This is a genomic window from Nocardia sp. NPDC005978 (assembly GCF_040614455.1).
Lineage (GTDB): Bacteria > Actinomycetota > Actinomycetes > Mycobacteriales > Mycobacteriaceae > Nocardia.
Genome location: NZ_JBEXUS010000001.1, coordinates 103,497 through 120,624, shown reverse-complemented (window position 1 = coordinate 120,624; position 17,128 = coordinate 103,497). Strand labels below are relative to the sequence as shown.

Annotated in this window: 15 protein-coding genes and 3 pseudogenes; 7 read left to right on the top strand and 11 right to left on the bottom strand. The window is 62.3% G+C overall.

From position 1 onward, the window contains the following. Position 1 precedes the first annotated feature (1 nt). Complete coding sequence (locus ABZ319_RS00570) at positions 2-2,941, top strand: Z1 domain-containing protein (RefSeq protein ID WP_354984137.1); 2,940 nt, start codon at positions 2-4, stop codon at positions 2,939-2,941. A 326-nt stretch (positions 2,942-3,267) separates the two neighbouring features. On the opposite strand, the gene ABZ319_RS00565 is transcribed toward ABZ319_RS00570, so the two are convergent. From ABZ319_RS00565 to ABZ319_RS00545, 5 genes are all read right to left on the bottom strand, one after another. After that, a complete protein-coding gene (locus ABZ319_RS00565; RefSeq protein ID WP_354984136.1) occupies positions 3,268-3,603 on the bottom strand; it encodes a hypothetical protein in 336 nt (111 codons plus the stop codon). Between the two features lie 365 nt (positions 3,604-3,968). After that, positions 3,969-4,460, bottom strand: a complete 492-nt coding sequence (locus tag ABZ319_RS00560) for a hypothetical protein (RefSeq protein WP_354984135.1) — start codon at positions 4,458-4,460, stop codon at positions 3,969-3,971. A gap of 277 nt (positions 4,461-4,737) precedes the next feature. Then, positions 4,738-5,091, bottom strand: coding sequence for a hypothetical protein (locus ABZ319_RS00555; protein WP_354984134.1), 354 nt, complete (start codon positions 5,089-5,091; stop codon positions 4,738-4,740). Next, entirely contained in the window at positions 5,088-5,345 is a 258-nt protein-coding gene (locus ABZ319_RS00550; protein ID WP_354984133.1) for a hypothetical protein, read from the bottom strand. Before ABZ319_RS00550 ends, ABZ319_RS00555 begins: the two co-directional genes overlap by 4 nt. Before the next feature lie 2 nt (positions 5,346-5,347). Further along, entirely contained in the window at positions 5,348-5,524 is a 177-nt protein-coding gene (locus ABZ319_RS00545; RefSeq protein WP_354984132.1) for a hypothetical protein, read from the bottom strand. A 311-nt stretch (positions 5,525-5,835) separates the two neighbouring features. Here ABZ319_RS00545 and ABZ319_RS00540 point away from each other — a divergent pair, with 311 nt between their 5' ends. Together ABZ319_RS00540 and ABZ319_RS00535 are read left to right on the top strand one after the other, a co-directional pair. Further along, positions 5,836-7,038: a hypothetical protein gene (locus ABZ319_RS00540; protein ID WP_354984131.1), complete on the top strand. Its 1,203-nt coding sequence runs from the start codon at positions 5,836-5,838 to the stop codon at positions 7,036-7,038. A gap of 41 nt (positions 7,039-7,079) precedes the next feature. Further along, positions 7,080-7,727, top strand: a complete 648-nt coding sequence (locus tag ABZ319_RS00535) for a dihydrofolate reductase family protein (protein WP_354984130.1) — start codon at positions 7,080-7,082, stop codon at positions 7,725-7,727. 330 nt (positions 7,728-8,057) lie between these two features. On the opposite strand, the pseudogene ABZ319_RS00530 reads toward ABZ319_RS00535, so the two are convergent. The 6 genes and pseudogenes from ABZ319_RS00530 to ABZ319_RS00505 all read right to left on the bottom strand — a co-directional run. Then, a pseudogene (locus ABZ319_RS00530) lies at positions 8,058-8,279 on the bottom strand (ArsR family transcriptional regulator); the annotation flags it as partial. Continuing rightward, a pseudogene (locus ABZ319_RS00525) lies at positions 8,280-8,701 on the bottom strand (FAD-dependent oxidoreductase); the annotation flags it as partial. It lies immediately after the preceding pseudogene. A 52-nt stretch (positions 8,702-8,753) separates the two neighbouring features. Next, positions 8,754-8,962: pseudogene (locus ABZ319_RS00520) on the bottom strand (heat-shock protein HtpX); the annotation flags it as partial. A 29-nt stretch (positions 8,963-8,991) separates the two neighbouring features. After that, positions 8,992-9,867, bottom strand: coding sequence for a hypothetical protein (locus tag ABZ319_RS00515; RefSeq protein WP_354984129.1), 876 nt, complete (start codon positions 9,865-9,867; stop codon positions 8,992-8,994). Between the two features lie 11 nt (positions 9,868-9,878). After that, positions 9,879-10,259: a hypothetical protein gene (locus ABZ319_RS00510; protein WP_354984128.1), complete on the bottom strand. Its 381-nt coding sequence runs from the start codon at positions 10,257-10,259 to the stop codon at positions 9,879-9,881. Positions 10,260-10,974: 715 nt separating this feature from the next. Then, positions 10,975-11,406 carry a hypothetical protein gene (locus ABZ319_RS00505; protein WP_354984127.1) on the bottom strand — a complete coding sequence of 144 codons (432 nt, stop codon included), beginning with the start codon at positions 11,404-11,406 and terminating at the stop codon, positions 10,975-10,977. Positions 11,407-11,459: 53 nt separating this feature from the next. Between ABZ319_RS00505 and ABZ319_RS00500 the strand changes: the two genes are divergently transcribed. The 4 genes from ABZ319_RS00500 (at position 11,460) to ABZ319_RS00485 (ending at position 17,111) form a co-directional block, all read left to right on the top strand. After that, positions 11,460-12,731, top strand: a complete 1,272-nt coding sequence (locus ABZ319_RS00500; protein WP_354984126.1) for a hypothetical protein — start codon at positions 11,460-11,462, stop codon at positions 12,729-12,731. A gap of 311 nt (positions 12,732-13,042) precedes the next feature. Beyond that, positions 13,043-13,276, top strand: coding sequence for a hypothetical protein (locus ABZ319_RS00495; protein ID WP_354984125.1), 234 nt, complete (start codon positions 13,043-13,045; stop codon positions 13,274-13,276). Continuing rightward, on the top strand, positions 13,276-13,947 hold the full coding sequence (locus tag ABZ319_RS00490) for a hypothetical protein (protein ID WP_354984124.1): 672 nt from the start codon (positions 13,276-13,278) through the stop codon (positions 13,945-13,947). Before ABZ319_RS00495 ends, ABZ319_RS00490 begins: the two co-directional genes overlap by 1 nt. Next, positions 13,944-17,111, top strand: coding sequence for a hypothetical protein (locus ABZ319_RS00485; RefSeq protein WP_354984123.1), 3,168 nt, complete (start codon positions 13,944-13,946; stop codon positions 17,109-17,111). The genes ABZ319_RS00490 and ABZ319_RS00485 overlap by 4 nt, the downstream gene beginning before the upstream one ends. The last annotated feature ends 17 nt before the right edge of the window (positions 17,112-17,128 follow it).

Genomic DNA, 17,128 nt, shown 5'->3' with positions numbered 1-17,128 from the left:
CATGTCCTACCAGTCGCCGACCTGGGCAAGCGCCCTGAGCGCTACGCTCACCTTCTTCTCAAGCACCAGACCTCGCCCGCTACTTCCGTTCCTCTCGTCGGAAGCGGAAACCACTGTGACCAGCGAAGAAATGGCCGAGTTCATCGAGAAAGCGAAGCTGAACGATCCAGCTCATGTTCAGCTACGCGAAGCCGTCTGTGACTGGGATGCGGACTCCGGATTCGATTTCAAAGATCCCGAAGGCAACCCGACCCTCAAAGGATCGCGGGCGCGCCGCCTGGCAGTATGCATGGCCCTGGGTTTCGACGCCCAGCTGTCCGCTGCCGTCGAGGCACGAATGCCGTTCGACGCCAAGCCTTTTACTACAGTGTCCGCTCGTTCCGACTCGGATGGTGGCGGCCCGCAACATCGGCGAAGAAGCGACTACTGGGACGACTACCAACGGTATCTGCTCACGTTCAAGGAGTGGGACCCGGATGCGATCCTCTCTCTTCGCCAATCCACTCGCGAGGTGATCTCACAGTTCGGAGACCCGACGAACAAACTTCCAGAACAGACCAAAGGTCTCGTGGTCGGTCGAGTCCAGAGCGGAAAGACAGCACATTTCACCGGAGTGATCGCGCGGGCCATCGACGCCGGCTACCGGCTGATCATCGTCCTGTCCGGAACGGTCGGGATACTCCGCGCCCAGACCCAACGTCGACTGGACATGGAGCTCATCGGAGTCGAGAACATCCTCAACCGCCAGAACCCCGAGAACCCTCGATCGTACGAAGGTTGTGACTATCGAGGCGACGACGACTGGGAAGCAGGCCGTTTCGTGAGTCACGATGCACTGCTTCGTAAGAGGAATGTCCCCGGCATCATTCGGGTAACCACGTATGCAAGCGACTTCAAAGGGAGCCGTAGCGGCGTCCCCACGATACGGTTCAACAGGGCACACAAGGACTTGCCACTGTTCGATTCCGAGAACCTTTTTCATTCCGATGCGGTCGTCGCGGTGGTCAAGAAGCGACCGGCCCCGCTGGGGGACTTGATCGGCGATCTCGTAAAGAGTCGGGATGACCTGGCAGAACTTCCTGTTCTGATAATCGACGACGAAGCCGACGAAGCATCCATCGACACCACGCCGCACGCCAAGCGATGGACAGTAGGCACCGACGAACGAATTCGCACGACAACCAACCAACAGATCACCGATCTGCTTCGGCTCTGCCCGCGAGCGAAGTATGTCGCCTACACTGCAACAGCTTTCGCGACCGTCTTCATCGACCGGAACGACCCCGAGGATCTGTTCCCCTGCGATTTCATTCTCTTACTGGATCCGCCCAAAGGCTATATGGGCCTTGAGGAATTCCACGATGTCGACGGCAAGACCGCTGGCGACCCACAGACGGTGGTCAACTCCAACCAGCTCGCGCACGTACACCTTCCCGAAGGAGACCAGCCACTCGGACGGCAGGAACTGCGTCGGGCAATCGACTCCTGGGTACTCAGTGGCGCGATCAAGCTGTTCCGACGTACGAAAAGCTCAACAACGAAGTCGCGCAACATGCTCCGTCACCACACCATGCTGGTCCACGAATCCACCAGCAAGGCCGACCATTTCGCCACCTCGTGCAGCGTGCAAACCTTGTGGGACGCTTCAGCATTCGATTCCTCGACCGGGATCCAACGACTGCGCGATCTCTACCACCAAGACCATGCGAAGGTCATGCAAGCCCGGTCCGAGCGCTTCGCAATACCGAACTCCTTCGAGGAACTGGAGCCCTTCATAGCCGAGGCCCTCACCAGGATGTCCGAAGCCAAGAATCTCGTCTTGGTCGTGAACTCCGACGAAGCCGTCCAGGACCACAAAGACGAACTGAACTTCGCGACCGATGAGGTCTGGCGCATCCTCGTCGGTGGAACACAGCTCAGCCGCGGATTCACCGTCGAAGGGCTCACAGTCTCGTACTTCACACGGAAGACCAAGCAAGGCGACACCCTCATGCAGGCCGGACGATGGTTCGGCTTCCGAAAGGGATACCAAGACCTGGTGCGCCTCTACATCGACCGCGACCTGTACGAGGCATTCCAAGCGCGCCTATGCGAGGAAGAGGCATTCCGCAACCGGATCCGTGAGCTGCGGGATGTCGATGAGGGCGGAAGAGTGACCTACAGCCCACGCGAAGTCCTGATCAAGGTCGAACAGCACCTGCCCCGGCTGAAACCGACGTCGCCACCCAAGATGCGGAATGCCACAACAGTCAGCGACACCTCGTTCAGTGGATTCAGGGACCTCTATCAGGTTCCACAGCGCGAGGCGCGGGATGCGAACTACGCGAACTTGTGCCAAGTAGGGATCCCCTTGCTGGCGAAGGCCACACAGGAGACAGTCCTCCAGTACCGAACTGGCAGCAGAGACGTGAAGGTGAAGGCCCGAGTCGGGACGATTGATGCCGTCGAATTCCTGCAGACTCTCGACAAGCATCGATGGCGCGAGGGATACGAAGCGATCGGAAAGGTGAAGAATCTGCTGTCAGATGAAACAGCGGAAGGCAGAATCACTGATTGGACGGTCGTCTGGCCACAACCTCAAGACTATGTCGGAATGCTTGATTTCGAAGAACTCGACGTTGCGGCCCCCATCATTTACCGCGGACGGCGTGGTGCGCCACGCCACGACTTCCCTGGGTCGTATAGGGACCACCGGCACGTTGCGATGCCCATCGCCACGGGCGAGATCGGAGTGCTCGAAGATGCACCATCACCCACTCGCGGCGTGGTTCTTATCTACTTGGTAGACGACCGGTTGTCGTCAAACCCAACGAGTGACAGCAAGAAGATCGGCATGCTGCGGCCTGGCTTGGTGATACCACTCCTGTCGATAGCGCTTCCCGGCTCGACCACACGCCACAGGCGGTTCCGCACCTGGGCCGCGCCCTTGGAAGAGAGCTGAGTAATCGGTTACGGCTGGCGCACCACGTAAAGATTGTCCGTCTGTACGTAGTGCAAAGGGCGTTAGACAGTGCGAGACCGATGCGTCGCTACCACTGCTGGCATCGATCAATCTCATGAGGTGGTGCGATCGCCAGCTGGTCGGGATCGGATTCGTTGCAGCGGTGGTGTTTTCGTATGAGTGCCTGATCGTCTTGTCAGCGACCATGCGCATAGTGGGTCCCAGGGATACGTGATCCGCTGCAGCAACTGATGGAGTAGCTGAAAGATTGCATTACGGGTGAAATTCGTTGACGATTCGGCATGTCGACGCGCCGTCCAGGCGCTTTAACGCACGCCCGGACGGCTGCCTCCCGCCGGTCTCATGGTGGTGCCGCGGGTGCGTAGGGCGTCTCTGATGGTGCTGGGTGGGAATCCGGTGAGTCTGCTGCAGCTGACGAGTGAGTGGCCGGCGAGGTAGAGGCGTTCGGTGTGGTCGATGTCTGTGGTGGTCATCGACTGGTATCGGCGGGGGACTTTGTGGTTGGTCAGTAGTGCGAGAACCGCGGTTTTGGAGATCTTGTACCGCGCGGCCAGCTGTTTGGTGGAGGCACCCTCGCAGTAGGCCTGGATCAGCTCCGCGACCGCCGTGGAGGTGAGCCGTCGCTCGATTTTGCGGGGCACGCGGGGCCTTGTTGTGGGTGGCTTTTTGTATCGGCGGGGGAGTGTTCGTGGCTGTTCGGCGTCGATCTTGGCGCGTGTGGTTTCGAGTTTCTGCAGGTCGGCACGGTTGGAATATCGCCCAACCAGGTCCACATACAAAAAGGCTGGTCAGACACGGTTTCCGTGGATGGCCAGCCTTTTTCGTGCCATAGATGTGCGATAGCGAACCACATGTTGCTCGCGCCGAGGCTCGTCAGAGTGCGGCCACCAGCGAAGGTGTGCCGTCGGCCGGCCCCGGGCCACGGCTGGTCTCGAAGCGCTGCGGCATGGGCCCGAGCCAGTTCGAGATTGATGTGAGGCTGGGTGAGCCCGGGGCCTAGCCGGTGTCAGCGGGGTCTGTGGACGTACGAGAAGAAGCGAGCGTCTACCTGTGGCATTCGGATTTCGCGGCGAATTGCGAAGATGAACTTCTCGAACACCTCACGTGCCGCTGTTCTTTCTTGCTGCCACTCCGCCACATCAAGGTGTTGCTCGCTGACACGGTAGAACAGGCGGGTTACCTCTGCATCCAAGTTGGCTGCCACAGCGACCACGTCGCGTGATCCGTACAGCCAGACTGCCGTGTAGGCGCTGTCCCAGCCCTGATACACGCTCTGGCGAATCTCATCGATTCGATCTGTGTACCCCACGGTAGCCGGACTGGTAAGGGCCAGCGCCCGCAGCGTTTCGCATACGAGCTGGAACTGTTCAGCCAGGGCGCGGTAGCTGCTCACCCGTTGATCTCGTTGCCAGCGCACCGATTCGGTCCGCGTATCCCAAAACCGACCGATCACGATCCCCGCCATCGCAAATGACGCTGCCAGAAGCGCAGTTCCCATACGTTCCGACGGTACAACAGTTGTGGAAACCGACCACCCTGAAAACCTATATGACGCAGCACTATTCGACGACGAAACGGGACGGAGGAAGCTTGGGGCAATCGTTGTACGCCGCCGCGTCGCCAGCAATCGATTGATCATGGAAGCGACGCTGCATCGGTCGCGGATCAGCGCGTCGTATCCTGCCTGAAGTTTCGGGTATTGGCGGACGGGTGCGAAGGCGATCGTGCGTGCCGCTATGCCTCATAGAGCCACGCCAGCTGACTGCACATCGAAGTCACTCGATTCCGATCGATATGCGTTTCAGCATGCCTCCCACGTCGCCATGTTGAGCGACTGTGTACCCGCGACGGGTACGCGCGCAGACAACGTCGGCGAACTTGACCAAAGCCGGAATGTCGCCATCTTCGAAGTGATCGAAGCACGGTGCGATCACGGCACTAACGGACTCGTTGTACGCGTAGTTCATCAATCGATTGATAACGGCGCCTGGGAGGTTCGGGTCGCCGTAGTACATCAGGACGATCGACCACCCGAACTGTCTCGCCAGCGCGTGGCTGCTCTCTTCGTCTTGCTGCCACTCCGCGCCTGATACCTCGCGCCGCAGGAATCCGATCACGAATTCGGTCATGATCGCGCCTCGAGGTAACCGTGGTAGGCGGGCTGGGTCAATGCTCGGCGTCCACGTTCAGTGGAGCGCCAGCGCGCGGGTCCCTGCGGAGTGCTCAGCACGAGTCCGCTTCGGCCCAGGCGCATCAGCGCCCGGCGTATCGAGGATTCGGAAAGCCCGGTTGTGGTGCCGAGTTGCCGCACGGTCATGGTGTGGATCGGTTCCAGGAGCGAGAGTGCTCCGAGCACCTTCACCTCGTGTTCGGTGAATGCCATTGCTACCCCCTTCGGATGATCGGAATGTTGCTACCGGGGTGCTCCGCGGCCAGGCGGGCTTGGAGTTCGGCGACGGTGAGCTCGGGCCCGGAAGCGGCAGGGGAGTGCACGATGCGACCGATGCCGGCGGCCGTGAAGACAGCGAGCGATACGAGCGTGATCGCGAGAAGGAAGTCCATGTGCAGTACTCCGGGATGCTCGATGGTCTCGGTTGGCCGCGGCTCGGCCGGTGGTGGAATCAACTCTTCTCCGCGCGATGTGCGCATTGGAGTGACCGAGGGTGTACTGCGCGAGTACTCTCGATGCACCGTGGGGCACAGGGGTATCCGATGAGTGCGTGCACGCAATGGTCAGGGGTCGAATGCAAGGCGTTCCGTCTTGCCGTGCGAATGACGCAGGAGGCGTTCGCCGATCATGTGGGGGTTTCGCTCGACGCTGTCAAGAAGTGGGAACGTCGAGGTGCCACGATCCGGCTGACGCCTCGGTACGCATGGACGACAAGCTGGCCGCGGCCGGAGGAGTTGTCGAGCAGTGCTTCTGGCAGTTGCTGCACACTCCGGCCGACCTCGTTGCCGAGGGCGCACCGGCAGAATCGCTCGAGGTGGCCGACGCTGGCGATCACATCGTCGTGTCCGCGCGCACTCTCACCGGGGAGGTAGTACTGGTGGCTGTCCCTCGTCGGCAGTTCCTCGCCGGGATCGGTACAGGGGTGATCGGATCGGCGGTGACCTCCACCGTGATCGGTACCTCCGCGGGCAATCTCAACTATCGGGCGATGACCGGATTGTTCGCCAACGCTCCGGTCGATCATGCCGCGCATTTTCAGAAGCGCCGAATGTCGCTGATCGACTCGGACAATCTCTACGGCTCGGCGCAAACGTTGCCACACCTGCTCGCCGACCTCGCCCTGTTGCAGCAGCTACACGCGGCACGGGTCGGAAGTGGGCAGGAGATCCTGCGGTTGATGGCGATGTATGCCGAGACCGCGGCCTGGGAATTTCAGGATCAACGAGACTTCGAGAACGCTCAATACTGGGCCGATCGCGCACTGCGGTGGTCACACCAGCTCGGCGACGACTTTTACGTCGGTATCGCTCTTGCTCGTATGAGCCAGCTCGCGGGCGATCAGTGTGATTCGGTCAGTGCGATGGATCTGGCTGACGCGGCGAAACGTGCTGCGCCACCGAATACGTTGTTCATGGCGGCGATCGTGACCTTCCAGGCGCACGCGTACGCACTGGCCGGCGAGACCTCGCGCAGTGATCGGATGTACGACGAGGCGCGCAGCATCACCTCGAGGGCGACATGTGATCAGAGCTGGGGCATGTTCGTCGATATCCCGTACATCGACGCGTTCCAGGCATACAGCCAAGCCGAGACCGGCCGATATCGCACTGCCACAGATCAATTCGAGTTCGTCATGACGCACATGCTGCCCGGCTACCCCCGGGACAAGGGCGTCTGTATGGCGCGATCGGCGGTGGCGCACATGGCCGACGGTGCGATCGAACCGGCTGTCGAGCTTGGGCTCGCGGCATTGGGGATCGGCCTGGGAACCGGCTCGGCGCGCATCCTGAGCAAGGTCGAGTGTCTGTCCGGCATGATCGATCCTGCGAGTAGACAACCCGGCGTCGGAGAGTTCCTCGACGCGTTCTCCACCTGGAAGGCCGAGAGTTGCCCCGACCGTACGTAGTTTCCTCCGTCGCAGTCAGCCTCGACGGATACATCGATGACATGTCCCCGGACCGGCTGTTGCTGTCCAACGACGCGGATTTCGATCGGGTCGACAGGGTGCGAGCGGAATCGGACGCCATCCTCATCGGAGCGGAAACGGTGCGCCGGGACAACCCGCGTTTGATGCTGCGCAGTCCAGAGCGTCAGCAAGCCCGCGTGGCCGAAGGGAAGCCGCCCAATCTGCTGAAGGTGACCGTCACCAGGTCTGGTGATCTCGAACCGGCTGCACGGATGTTCCATCATCACGTGGAGGCCGGTCGCCCGTTGATCTACACCACGGCCGAGGGCGCGGCGAAGATGGGCAGCGCGTTCGATGAGATCGCCGAGATCGTCGAACTTGAGGACGCCGAGGGGTTTTGGGGAGACTTGCTCGATGACCTGGGCAACCGCGGTATCGCGCAGTTAATGATCGAGGGCGGTTCACATATCCATACCGCGATCCTGGAAGCCGACCTGGCCGACGAGTTGCACTATGTGCTGGCGCCCCTGCTGGTTGGCGACGCCAGCGCTCCTCGGTTTGTTAACCCTGCGGCGTTCCCAGGTGGGTCGCGGCGTCGGCTCGGTTTCATCGATGCGATCACTCTCGGCGATGTGGTGGTCCTGCGCTACCGTGCGAAGGCCGGTGACGCAGGGGGAGTCAATCGATAATCGCCGTGACGGAATCTTTGTGAGGTGGGCAGATCGGCGTCGGTGGGTCGTTGGTTGACCGAGGTGCCGGAGTTCCGGCACTCAGTCCTCGAACTCACGACGAGGGGATGAGCGCCCGATAGCTCGTGACTACTGTTGCCGCGCCGTCGATTTCGCTGCGCTCGACCATGGCCGCCGCTTGATCTCTGAGGGCACCGCGGAGGAGGCTACCGTCGAGGACGCTTGCTGCGGTAGTGGTGCCCAGGCACAGACGGTCGCCGCTGCTCCAGTTGCTGCGGCTGAGGCTTTCGAATCGACTCGGGGGTCGTCGCCGTGGACGGTCGATGCCGTCTAGGCGTGGGCTCCATGTCGTTCCAGGATAACGGTGTCGTGCCGGATTCCATTGAGTCGCGCGATGCGTTCGCGGACCCCGACCGTGCGGAATCCCGCCTGATGGTGCAGCGAGATCGCGGCCCGATCCTCGTGGAGGATCGAAGCCTGCAATGCCTACAGACCGGCTTCGTCGGCGGCGATGACCAGGGTGAGAGCCAGGGCCTTGCCCACCCCGCGCCCGATGTCTTGCCCGCGGAAGAGGAATCCGTCGCAGGTCGCGCACGCGCTGACTCCGCGTCCGCGCAGGGTGGATTCACTGGGGATGCCTAGGTACGGGCGCCCGCGCCCATCGCCAGGATGACTGCGTGCGCCAGGTAGGTAACTCCGCCGGAGACGACCTTCTTGATCGGTCCGGTCAGCTTGAGTTCTTCGACGTCCTCGGTTCGGATATCGGCGCCGAAGCGTTTGGCCTGCTCACGCATTTGATCCATCAGGTCCGGACCCATGATGCCGTCGCGGAAGCCGGGGAAGCTCTCGACCTCGGTGATGGTCATGAGAGCGCCGCCGAATTGGGTTCTCTCGAACAGCAACGGATCGAGTTAGGCGCGGGCGGCGTAGATTCCCGCGGTGTATCCGGCGGGGCCGGATCCGACGATGATCAGGTCGTGGACGGTGCTCGGGTGCTCATGTACGCGATTCCTTCGATGGTGGCGGTCAGGCGCGGGCCGGGAGCAGCTCGGCGATCAATTCCTCGATACGTGTGCGGATCTCGTCGCGGATGGGCCGCACCGCCTCTACGCCTTTGCCGGCGGGGTCCTCGAGTTTCCAGTCGCGCCCACGCCGGGGAAGTACGGGCACGCATCCCCGCAGCCCATGGTGATCACGACTTTGGAGGCTTCGACCGCGTCGGGGTGCAGGATTCGTTCGGCTGGAACGCGAATATTTCCCGGTGCTATGCTGCGATGAGCAAGCGGCCGGACATGATAATTTCGGATCGACCCGCACTCTTCAGGGATTTGGGCAATTCCACATCTTGCTTCTCAAGTCGTTTGAGTTCTTCGAAGATGCCGGACGTTTCCATCAATTCCAGGATTGTGGATTCAAGACCAAGGCCAACATCCGCAAGAGTTCGATAGCTTTGTTTAGCAGGCCGCGGTGCCTTCGATCCCGCCAGGCTGGACGTGGCTGAAATCAGGCGGCCGCCGGGGCCATTGGGGATGGCCATCGTGACTACGACGCTGTCGTGGTCCGTAATCTGATCAAGTACAGACTGAATGGTGTCGCTCGGCAGGCATCCAATGACCAAGGGCTCGCCGTTCGAGGAGATCCCCCAGGGAGACAGTTCGCGCACGGACCTATTTTGATTATCGAAGGTCGCGACGAACGTACGAATTGGCAAAGTGGACTCTTCGTTCGCTGGTCCTCTAGTGCGCAGCCAATAGCCAAGATCCCGGTATTGCTGAAAATGCTCGACGGCAAGAGGTCCGCGTACTGGATTTCGGCTGTGATAGAGCTTCCGGACAGCTTCGAAGGAACCGCCGAGGCCGAAGTCCTTTCGGTCAACAACTTGGTATTGCCATTCTGGGGACTTGCGTGGATCCCGTGAATAAACCACGTTGTCGACCACTGGTGGGGTGAAGTCGAGATACATTTGGCCACTGTCATCCTGCTCGGCAACTACCGCGCGCATCGTCAATTCGTCGTCGAACTGGTCGACCAGGGTGACAAGATCACCTACAGCGATAGGGCCATTGGCCCACTCCTTCAGTGCAACGACTTTCCCGTCGCGAGCGAGGTCGTTGAAATCGACGTGCACAGTCGTTCTCATCTCGGCCTCCTCTACGCTGGCTTCGGTTCGGGGTCGCTGAAGCATCGTCCGAATGCATCGATCATGTCATCGGTAACTGGGTCGGCAAACTCGACATGGTGATGGTTGGGCTGCTGACCGTTCGACACCTCCAGTCTAAGGGTGAAACCTGCTGTGTAGAGAGCTTGGGTGTCTGCAACCAGCACCTTCTTGTGGGGGAGCCCTTCGACTGCTCGGCGTATGACATCCTCACGTGCCATCCCGTCGGGCCACTTCTCTACCTGCACCGATATGACGTTGCCCAACCCTCGCGAGTTCGCGTTCTCGAGCTTGCGCTTGACCACGTCCGGACTGCAGCGGTGAGCACTGCCCATAACCGCGATCCCGGCAACGTCTGATGGAAAGACGGTCATACCCGTCCGCCTACCGCCCCTCGAAGTCGTCGTTGGTTCCAGAAGAGAATGGTATGCCGACCCTACGCGTGGTGGCCAACCGATAGCGCTGGGATGGGCGGATTTTCGGCGCACCCCGCTGGCTCACTGATCAGGTGCCGGAGAGTGGGGTGTCCCTTCGCGAGCTTGGATATGTTGTCTGCAAGCGTCTGAGCGCGCCCAGCTGCGATTTTCTGGTAGCGCATGGCGGCCTGCCGGTGTCTTGTGACGCAGCCGTTCCATCACCTCTGGCAGAGTGCCGCCGGCCTGCGCTGCAACCGTGCCGCCGGTGTGGCGAAGTTCCGCGGGGCGGAAGCCCTTGTGCCCGATCTCGGTGCACGCCTTGTTGTAGATTCGGCGGTAGATCCCATTCGCGCATGGTGCCGCCGTTGTCTGGGTCGGGAAAGAGAAGCGAGTTGGGCTTCTTGTCGACGTTCTCGTCGAGGTGTGTACGGATCGCGCCGCGGATGAGCTGCGGGACAACGACTTCGCCGGTCGACCCGGCTTCGGGGCGGTCAACGACGATCTCACGCTCTCGGTAAGTCGCGGCGTGGGAGATGGCCATGACGGAGCAGTCCGCGTTGAAGCTTCGACGTCGCAGTTCGAAGGTCTCCGAGGGGTGAAGTCCGCACCAGGCCGCGAGTAGAACCGACGCCCTGAGTTCCTTGGGCATGGCGTTGACCAGCGCTAAGATCTCTTAGGGTTGAAGCACTGTCGCATCGTGCGCGGGTTGGATGGCGGTCGCACCCTTGATTCTGCAGGGGTTCTTGTCGATGAGGCCGTCGTCGACCGCGACGTTCAAGACCATGCGGATGACTTCGTAGGCGCGAGCTCGCGCGGTGGGTATGTCATCGCTTACCTTCGTCTCGGGTTTCGCTTTGCGGCCGGTGGTGCGGATACGCGAAACCCCGACGTACCAGTCGCGCACCATCTCGAGGGTGATGTTGGTGTTCGGGGTGTGTTCGAACGTCCCGTTCAGGTGGGATCTCGGCTCTCTCCCGATTTCGTCCTGTGTTCGCGGTTCGATTCCTGGGTTCGTGATAGGTCGATGGACTATCCGCACGTCCACTTCAGCGCAGCGCTGAAGAATGGCACGATTCGTCAGACCGGCGTAGTTGGCTTGTGGCATAGCATCATTCGGGCTACACCAAGTCTGGGGGCGCCCCGCCCATGTCCGGGTGCGTGAGGGAATTTGTCCGTACCGACATGGAGACGAGAGCGATTGCATTGGCGGACCCGCTAGAGCTGACCTTGGACGATCTCGCCGGTGAGGCTGCAGTGCTGCGGGTCTACCGCCAGGTCTTCTCGGTGCTCGCTCGCGAGGCCGGGGCAATGATCGTGGATCCGACGACGATTGATGTTGATGAATCGATTTTGGAAGCGTTCGCCGAGGCGGGTAGTGGGGGGATGACAGTGGAACAGGCTGTCGCCGAGTGCCGACGATGGGATGCTCCGATCGTGAGGCGGCGGTTCGACGTGCTACGCAACTACGGCGCTATCAGCCGGGTCAATGATCGGCCGAATGAGCTTTACCATCGGGCCGCGTTCGCGCCCTACGTAATGCTGTTGTTCTTGCGGCGGATGGCCGAGCAGGGCGGTCAGTCGGAACTGCACCAGCTGCTGACCTTGGAGCAGTTGAACGTCAAGAGCGACGATGCTGCGGCGGCCGTGGGCATGGCCTCGGTGCGCCGGTTGACCAAGGTATTCCGGTTGCTGGGCAATGAACTGGCCATCCTAGCGGCGGGTGGCACAGCCGAGACGCTCGGCAACAACGCCCAGCTCTTATGGGGCAACGAGTCATTAATTGACCAGGCCAAGAATGTCCACGCTGTCGTGCTGGTTAGGTGGCCCGAACTCGATCGCGATTGCGCGGAGCTCAGGGTCGCGCTCGCTGCCTATGCGGACGCGATCGACGCGGCGGCAGGCCGCCTGATCGAGCAGGCCGGTACGACTCGCGCGTTGGGGTTACTTCCGGTGGAAGCGTGGCGTACCTTCAGCCGCGATTCGAGCCCGGAAGTGCTGGCCGCAGTGCTCGACCGCTTCGTCTTCGACGCCCCCGCGCCGTGGTTCACACCGCAGGCACTGATCGAGGCAGTGGAAGCGGGACGCCAGATCAGCACGGCGAGGGTCCCACCTCCCCGCTCCGATTACGCTGAGCCAGCGCCGGAGGCTGATGCTGGTATCGCTGATGACGTCGAGGAACTCAGAGCCATCGCTGAGCGGCTGCTGGCGGACTCGGACTCCGTGAGTGTTGTCGATGTGCTCGATGACGCCGGCGACTGGATATCGGCGCGGCGCGTGCTCGCCGAGGTCACTGCCATCCATCACCATCCAGACCTCGACTACGAACTCGTGTGGCGCGACGGCGTACGTATCGAGGTCGCCGCCAGCCCGTCCTGGACGTCGCATGGGCGCTTTCGGCGCGTCGGCCCGGCGGGAGCCAAGGAGGGGTGAACGAGTCGGAAACGGCACTCTGGTGGGCGCGCGTCCGCGCCGCCGGCCCGCAGCGGGTGGCACCAAACAGCGCCTTCCCTGGGGGAATGCTGCACCTAGTCGAGCCTGACGTCATGGCGGTGTGGTTGCTGACAGTGCTCCCCGAGGGCGCGAGACCCAGCGTGTTGGAAGAGTTGGGACTGTCTGCGCATGCCGTCGAGCATCCCAACGACACCGCGCGCGTGCTTGCTGCGTGCCTGCGCTGCTGCTGGGTGGAACCGGCTGGGTCGATGTGGCCAGGGGCACCCGCATCCAGGGGTGAGGTAGCAGCGGTGTTCGTGGAGATCACCAACCGGGACAAGGCCGCCTCCAACCGATCCGTGCTCGCGGCGATCCGGCGCCTGGCTGGTGCCGGTTGGCTGCTGTGGGACGAGGTTGGCCAGACGGTGCGGCTCGGTCCTCGAGTCGCCGCATGGGGATCAGCAGACCTGAGCGCATTGCGCGAGCTGTGGCGGATGTTGCCCTCTTCCGCCGATATCGGCCAAAGCTGCGCGGAAGGTCTGTGATGATCAGCGAGAACGCAGCGCATCCGGTATTCGAGCCAATCCTCGCGCAGCTGAGCGACCAGCACCGCGACGAAGTCCTTGCCGCTTTCGCGGCGCTGGAGCACAGCGCCCACCCGGTGCCCGAGGTACAGATGCTGGCGTTGCGGGATGCCACGCTACGGAGGGACCTTCAGCGGTTACTACATCGAGTGGGACGGACGCTGGTCCCGGTGGACGGCACGCAGTGGACCTCGGGGTACCGCGATGACATCGCTGCCGAACTGACCGACGCAGGCTGGAATTCCCTCCCGGTCATCGATCGGGCCGTGCTTGTGCTGGTGTTGATCCACTCGGTTGCGATTCCCCGTAGCCAGGGAATTCTGTCGGGTGACTCTTGGATCTCCGCGCAACCGACGCCAGCTGATGAGTTTCTTCGTTATGCACAGACGGCAAAAGGTGATGTTCGTGTCGCTCTGCAGAGGTTGCGTGCCGCTGGACTCGTACAGCTCGCGCCTACTCGTGGCCGCGGCTTTGTCGGCGGGACTGCCTACTTACCTGGTCCGCAACTTCACCGGCTGACACCTGTGGCGAGTAGGGCGTTGCAGCAGGAGTTGATTCTGGCAGCTGCGCCGCAAAGCCCGCTGGCTGCCGCGATACGAGCACGCCGCGCGCACCCTCGAGGAGAACAGTGAGCACAGCCCGAACCTGGTCAACAGCGGGCGGAGATTCCGGCAGGTTCGACGTTGTCGGCGAGCGGGTGCTGGTCGGTGTCCAAGTGGTCGATATCTCGAGGTTGTCCACGCACCCCGTGCCGATGATCAGCCAGGGTCTGGTCACGGTCGCGGGTCAAGGCCCGAAGGACTCCAATGGTGCTGGGAAGTCCTCACTGATCGCTGCGGTGAGTCTGCTGCACGCCGACGAGCAATGGCGGCTGGCCAGCGGAGCGGCCGGTGCCGCGGAGTTGCTGTTCACTGCCGAAGTCGCCGGACAAGAAGGCCGCTGGTCTAACGTTGACTGGGGGTATGTGATCGGTGTGTTCGCCGACCCCCGCGCTGACACGTCCGATGAGCTGTCGGTGAGCGCCCTGACCGTGTGGCTGCGGATCAACCGCAAGGCATCGCACGTACACCTGCGCTGGACAGAGGGGCTCTATGTCCCCTATGGGTCGACTGAGTCTGAACGTGCCGCAGGAGTTGACTTGTTGTGGGACGCGCTACCTACCAGCAATGGACGTACCGATTTCCACGCGAACAGGCTCGCGTCGGTCCTGTATGGCGGCCACGTGCGGTGTGTGTCTTTCCTGTCGACTTCGGTGCGCTCCAGCCTGGCGGCCAACCTGCTCGCCCAACCTCTCAACGACCTGGACCCACGGCGGATCTTCGACGCTATCGCTACCCTGACCGGGTTGGACCGCGAACTCGAACAAGAGCAGGCCCTCCGGTCGGCGGAGTACACCCGCCGCAACAACGTCCGCAATGCCGTGGGAGATCTCAAGAGCTGGGAAGACGAAACGGTGGTCGTTGAGGCTGGCATTGCGCTGCGTAGTGACGCTCGCAGCTTGTTGGGTCATGCGAAGGCGTCGTGGCACGCCCGCTGCGCTCGAAGCCTCCTCGACGGGGTTGCTCGCACCGACGAGATCCGCCTCGAACTCAACGCACTTGACGTCCGCGCTAAAGAACTACTGGCAGAGCTGTCCACCGTGGAAGATGGCATTTCAGGGTTGACCGACGATGATGAGTTCAACCGAAACGTCCGCGAAGTCGAAGGGCGCTGGAAGGAACTCAGCGGGCGTGACCAGGGCCTGTACACCGACCATCTGGTGGCCGTCCGGCAGTTGGAAGAATTGGCTATAAGACGGCGGGAGCTCATGGACAAGGCTCGCGCTGCTGACGGACGCAGCGTCGAGACCGCGCAAGCTGAGGAGGCCGACGCTCACACGGCCGTGGAGAAGGCTCTCGGATCCAAAGGAGTCGCCGAAGAAGCCGAGAAACGAGCGAGCAGACTGCTGGCCGCCGCCGAATCTGGTGAGGACGTCGCCGCAGACGAGCTGCAGGTTCTGCGCGAGGAGGGTATCCCCGCTGCCGCGTTGTTGGATGTCATCCAGCTCAACACCCACCAGCGAGGTAGCTGGGAGCCGCGCCTCCTGCCCTATAGCGGTGCCGTCGTCGTCCCACGCAGGCACGCTGACCAAGCCCGGGAGAAGCTCGTGGGGCGGGCAGGGGCGGCGACGCTGGTCATCGCCGACCCGCCTAGAACGCATCCGCCCGCTCACAGCACCAGCCTGCCCGCGAGTGCCGATACGAGGTTCGATCTCACCAGGTTCTTCACCGCGATCGACAACCGGGCGGGCACCCAGCCAGCGGAGATCGACGTGGCCGCCGGGGTAATCGTCGTGGGAGAGTTCGCAGAACCACTCATCGGCCGCGCCGCGCGCATCGCCGCAGCCCGCGCTGAATATCGTGGGAAAGCCGAGCTTCTCGCCGAAGCCAACAAGCTCCTCGTCGCGGCCCGGCACAGGCTGTCCCGGGCCACAACCCGTGCCGAAGCGGCCGTAGCCGGTGAGGAAGCGGGCGCGACCGCGCTGAAGATGTCGGAACTGCGGGCGGCCAACCGTAGGCGAGAGGAACTACGCGATGCGCTGAAGCCTAGGCTGGACGCCGCGCATGTGGCGTACACCGACGCGCTGGGCGCGGGGAAAGCACGCCAGGAACGGATCGAGAACCTCCGCGGCATTAAGCGTCGCCTTGAGGGCGAGTTGACCGATCAAGACAAAACCAAGACGAAGCTCACCGGTGAGTGGCTGGCTCTGGACCTGCCTGGCCGTGAGGCGAATTGGGGAGACTCACCCGAGTCCGCGGAGCGGTTCCTGCTGGCCCTGGACACCGAGCAGCAGGTCCGGACCGTCACAGCGTGGAACGAGGAAACCTGCTATCAAGTCAACGAGGTTGTGCGGCGGTGTTTCCCCGAGGCCACACCACACGACGAGATGCCCGCCGAGATCCGGGAAATTCTCATCGAACAACGCTGGCAACGCGGCGGACTGGACACTCGAGTCGGCCTGGTTCCCGTGCTCATCCGTGCGCTGCGTACCCATCTGACCCAGACCGAACAGCACGATCTCTACCAGCAGCAGCAAATCGCGACCCAGCGTGCGCAGCGCACTCGCGACCTGGAGGCGGCTCGGCAAGGCTTGAGCGAGGCTGAGCAGACCTCACGGGCGCATCGGGCGTCGCTTGCGCTGGGAATCAAGGACCGGCTTAAGAGGGTCAGTGAAGAATTCGACCGCCTCGACCAACGGTACGGCGGTTACGGGGCGATCCTGGACTATCCGGAACCCGAGCCACCCGCAGAACCCGACCGCCCGTGGCGGTGGACCGTCACCCCCAAGTGGCGGCGCTCCGAGGGTCAACGGATGTCGGGTTACAACCTCCGTAGCAACACTGCGCAGATGGACGAGAAGGCCGTCAAGCTGGTGTGTGCTGCCGCGCTCGCTGGAGGAGGCGATCGCCCTTTGCTGCTCGTTCTCGATGAACTCGGTCGCAACCTCGGCAAACAGCATCGCCGTGAGGCGGTGTCGCTGTTCGAGCAAATCGGAAAGGACCGCAACATTACCGTGATCGGTGCGCTCCAGGACGATATGGAACGCTATGCGATCGAGGCATCCGGGCTCTACATCAAACTCCGTCGTCGCTCAGACAGCATGGCCTACAACGAAGCGCCTGTCATCGTCGGAGACGAAACCAACCGCGCCCGCGTCGAACTGCTCCGGGAATGGTTGACCTCCTACCGCCCCTCCGCGGGCATCGCCAAAGATGAGCCCGATGAGGACAAATCGGACGATAAGGGCACGGCGTGACCGAGTCTTCTCAGCCA

Coding starts and splice junctions, on each gene's coding strand:
- ABZ319_RS00570 (WP_354984137.1), top strand. CDS start 2: ATGTCCTACCAGTCGCCGACCTGGGCAAGCGCCCTGAGCGCTACGCTC.
- ABZ319_RS00560 (WP_354984135.1), bottom strand. CDS start 4,460: ATGGGAACTGCGCTTCTGGCAGCGTCATTTGCGATGGCGGGGATCGTG.
- ABZ319_RS00555 (WP_354984134.1), bottom strand. CDS start 5,091: ATGACCGAATTCGTGATCGGATTCCTGCGGCGCGAGGTATCAGGCGCG.
- ABZ319_RS00550 (WP_354984133.1), bottom strand. CDS start 5,345: ATGGCATTCACCGAACACGAGGTGAAGGTGCTCGGAGCACTCTCGCTC.
- ABZ319_RS00545 (WP_354984132.1), bottom strand. CDS start 5,524: ATGGACTTCCTTCTCGCGATCACGCTCGTATCGCTCGCTGTCTTCACG.
- ABZ319_RS00540 (WP_354984131.1), top strand. CDS start 5,836: ATGGACGACAAGCTGGCCGCGGCCGGAGGAGTTGTCGAGCAGTGCTTC.
- ABZ319_RS00535 (WP_354984130.1), top strand. CDS start 7,080: ATGTCCCCGGACCGGCTGTTGCTGTCCAACGACGCGGATTTCGATCGG.
- ABZ319_RS00515 (WP_354984129.1), bottom strand. CDS start 9,867: ATGAGAACGACTGTGCACGTCGATTTCAACGACCTCGCTCGCGACGGG.
- ABZ319_RS00510 (WP_354984128.1), bottom strand. CDS start 10,259: ATGACCGTCTTTCCATCAGACGTTGCCGGGATCGCGGTTATGGGCAGT.
- ABZ319_RS00505 (WP_354984127.1), bottom strand. CDS start 11,406: ATGCCACAAGCCAACTACGCCGGTCTGACGAATCGTGCCATTCTTCAG.
- ABZ319_RS00490 (WP_354984124.1), top strand. CDS start 13,276: ATGATCAGCGAGAACGCAGCGCATCCGGTATTCGAGCCAATCCTCGCG.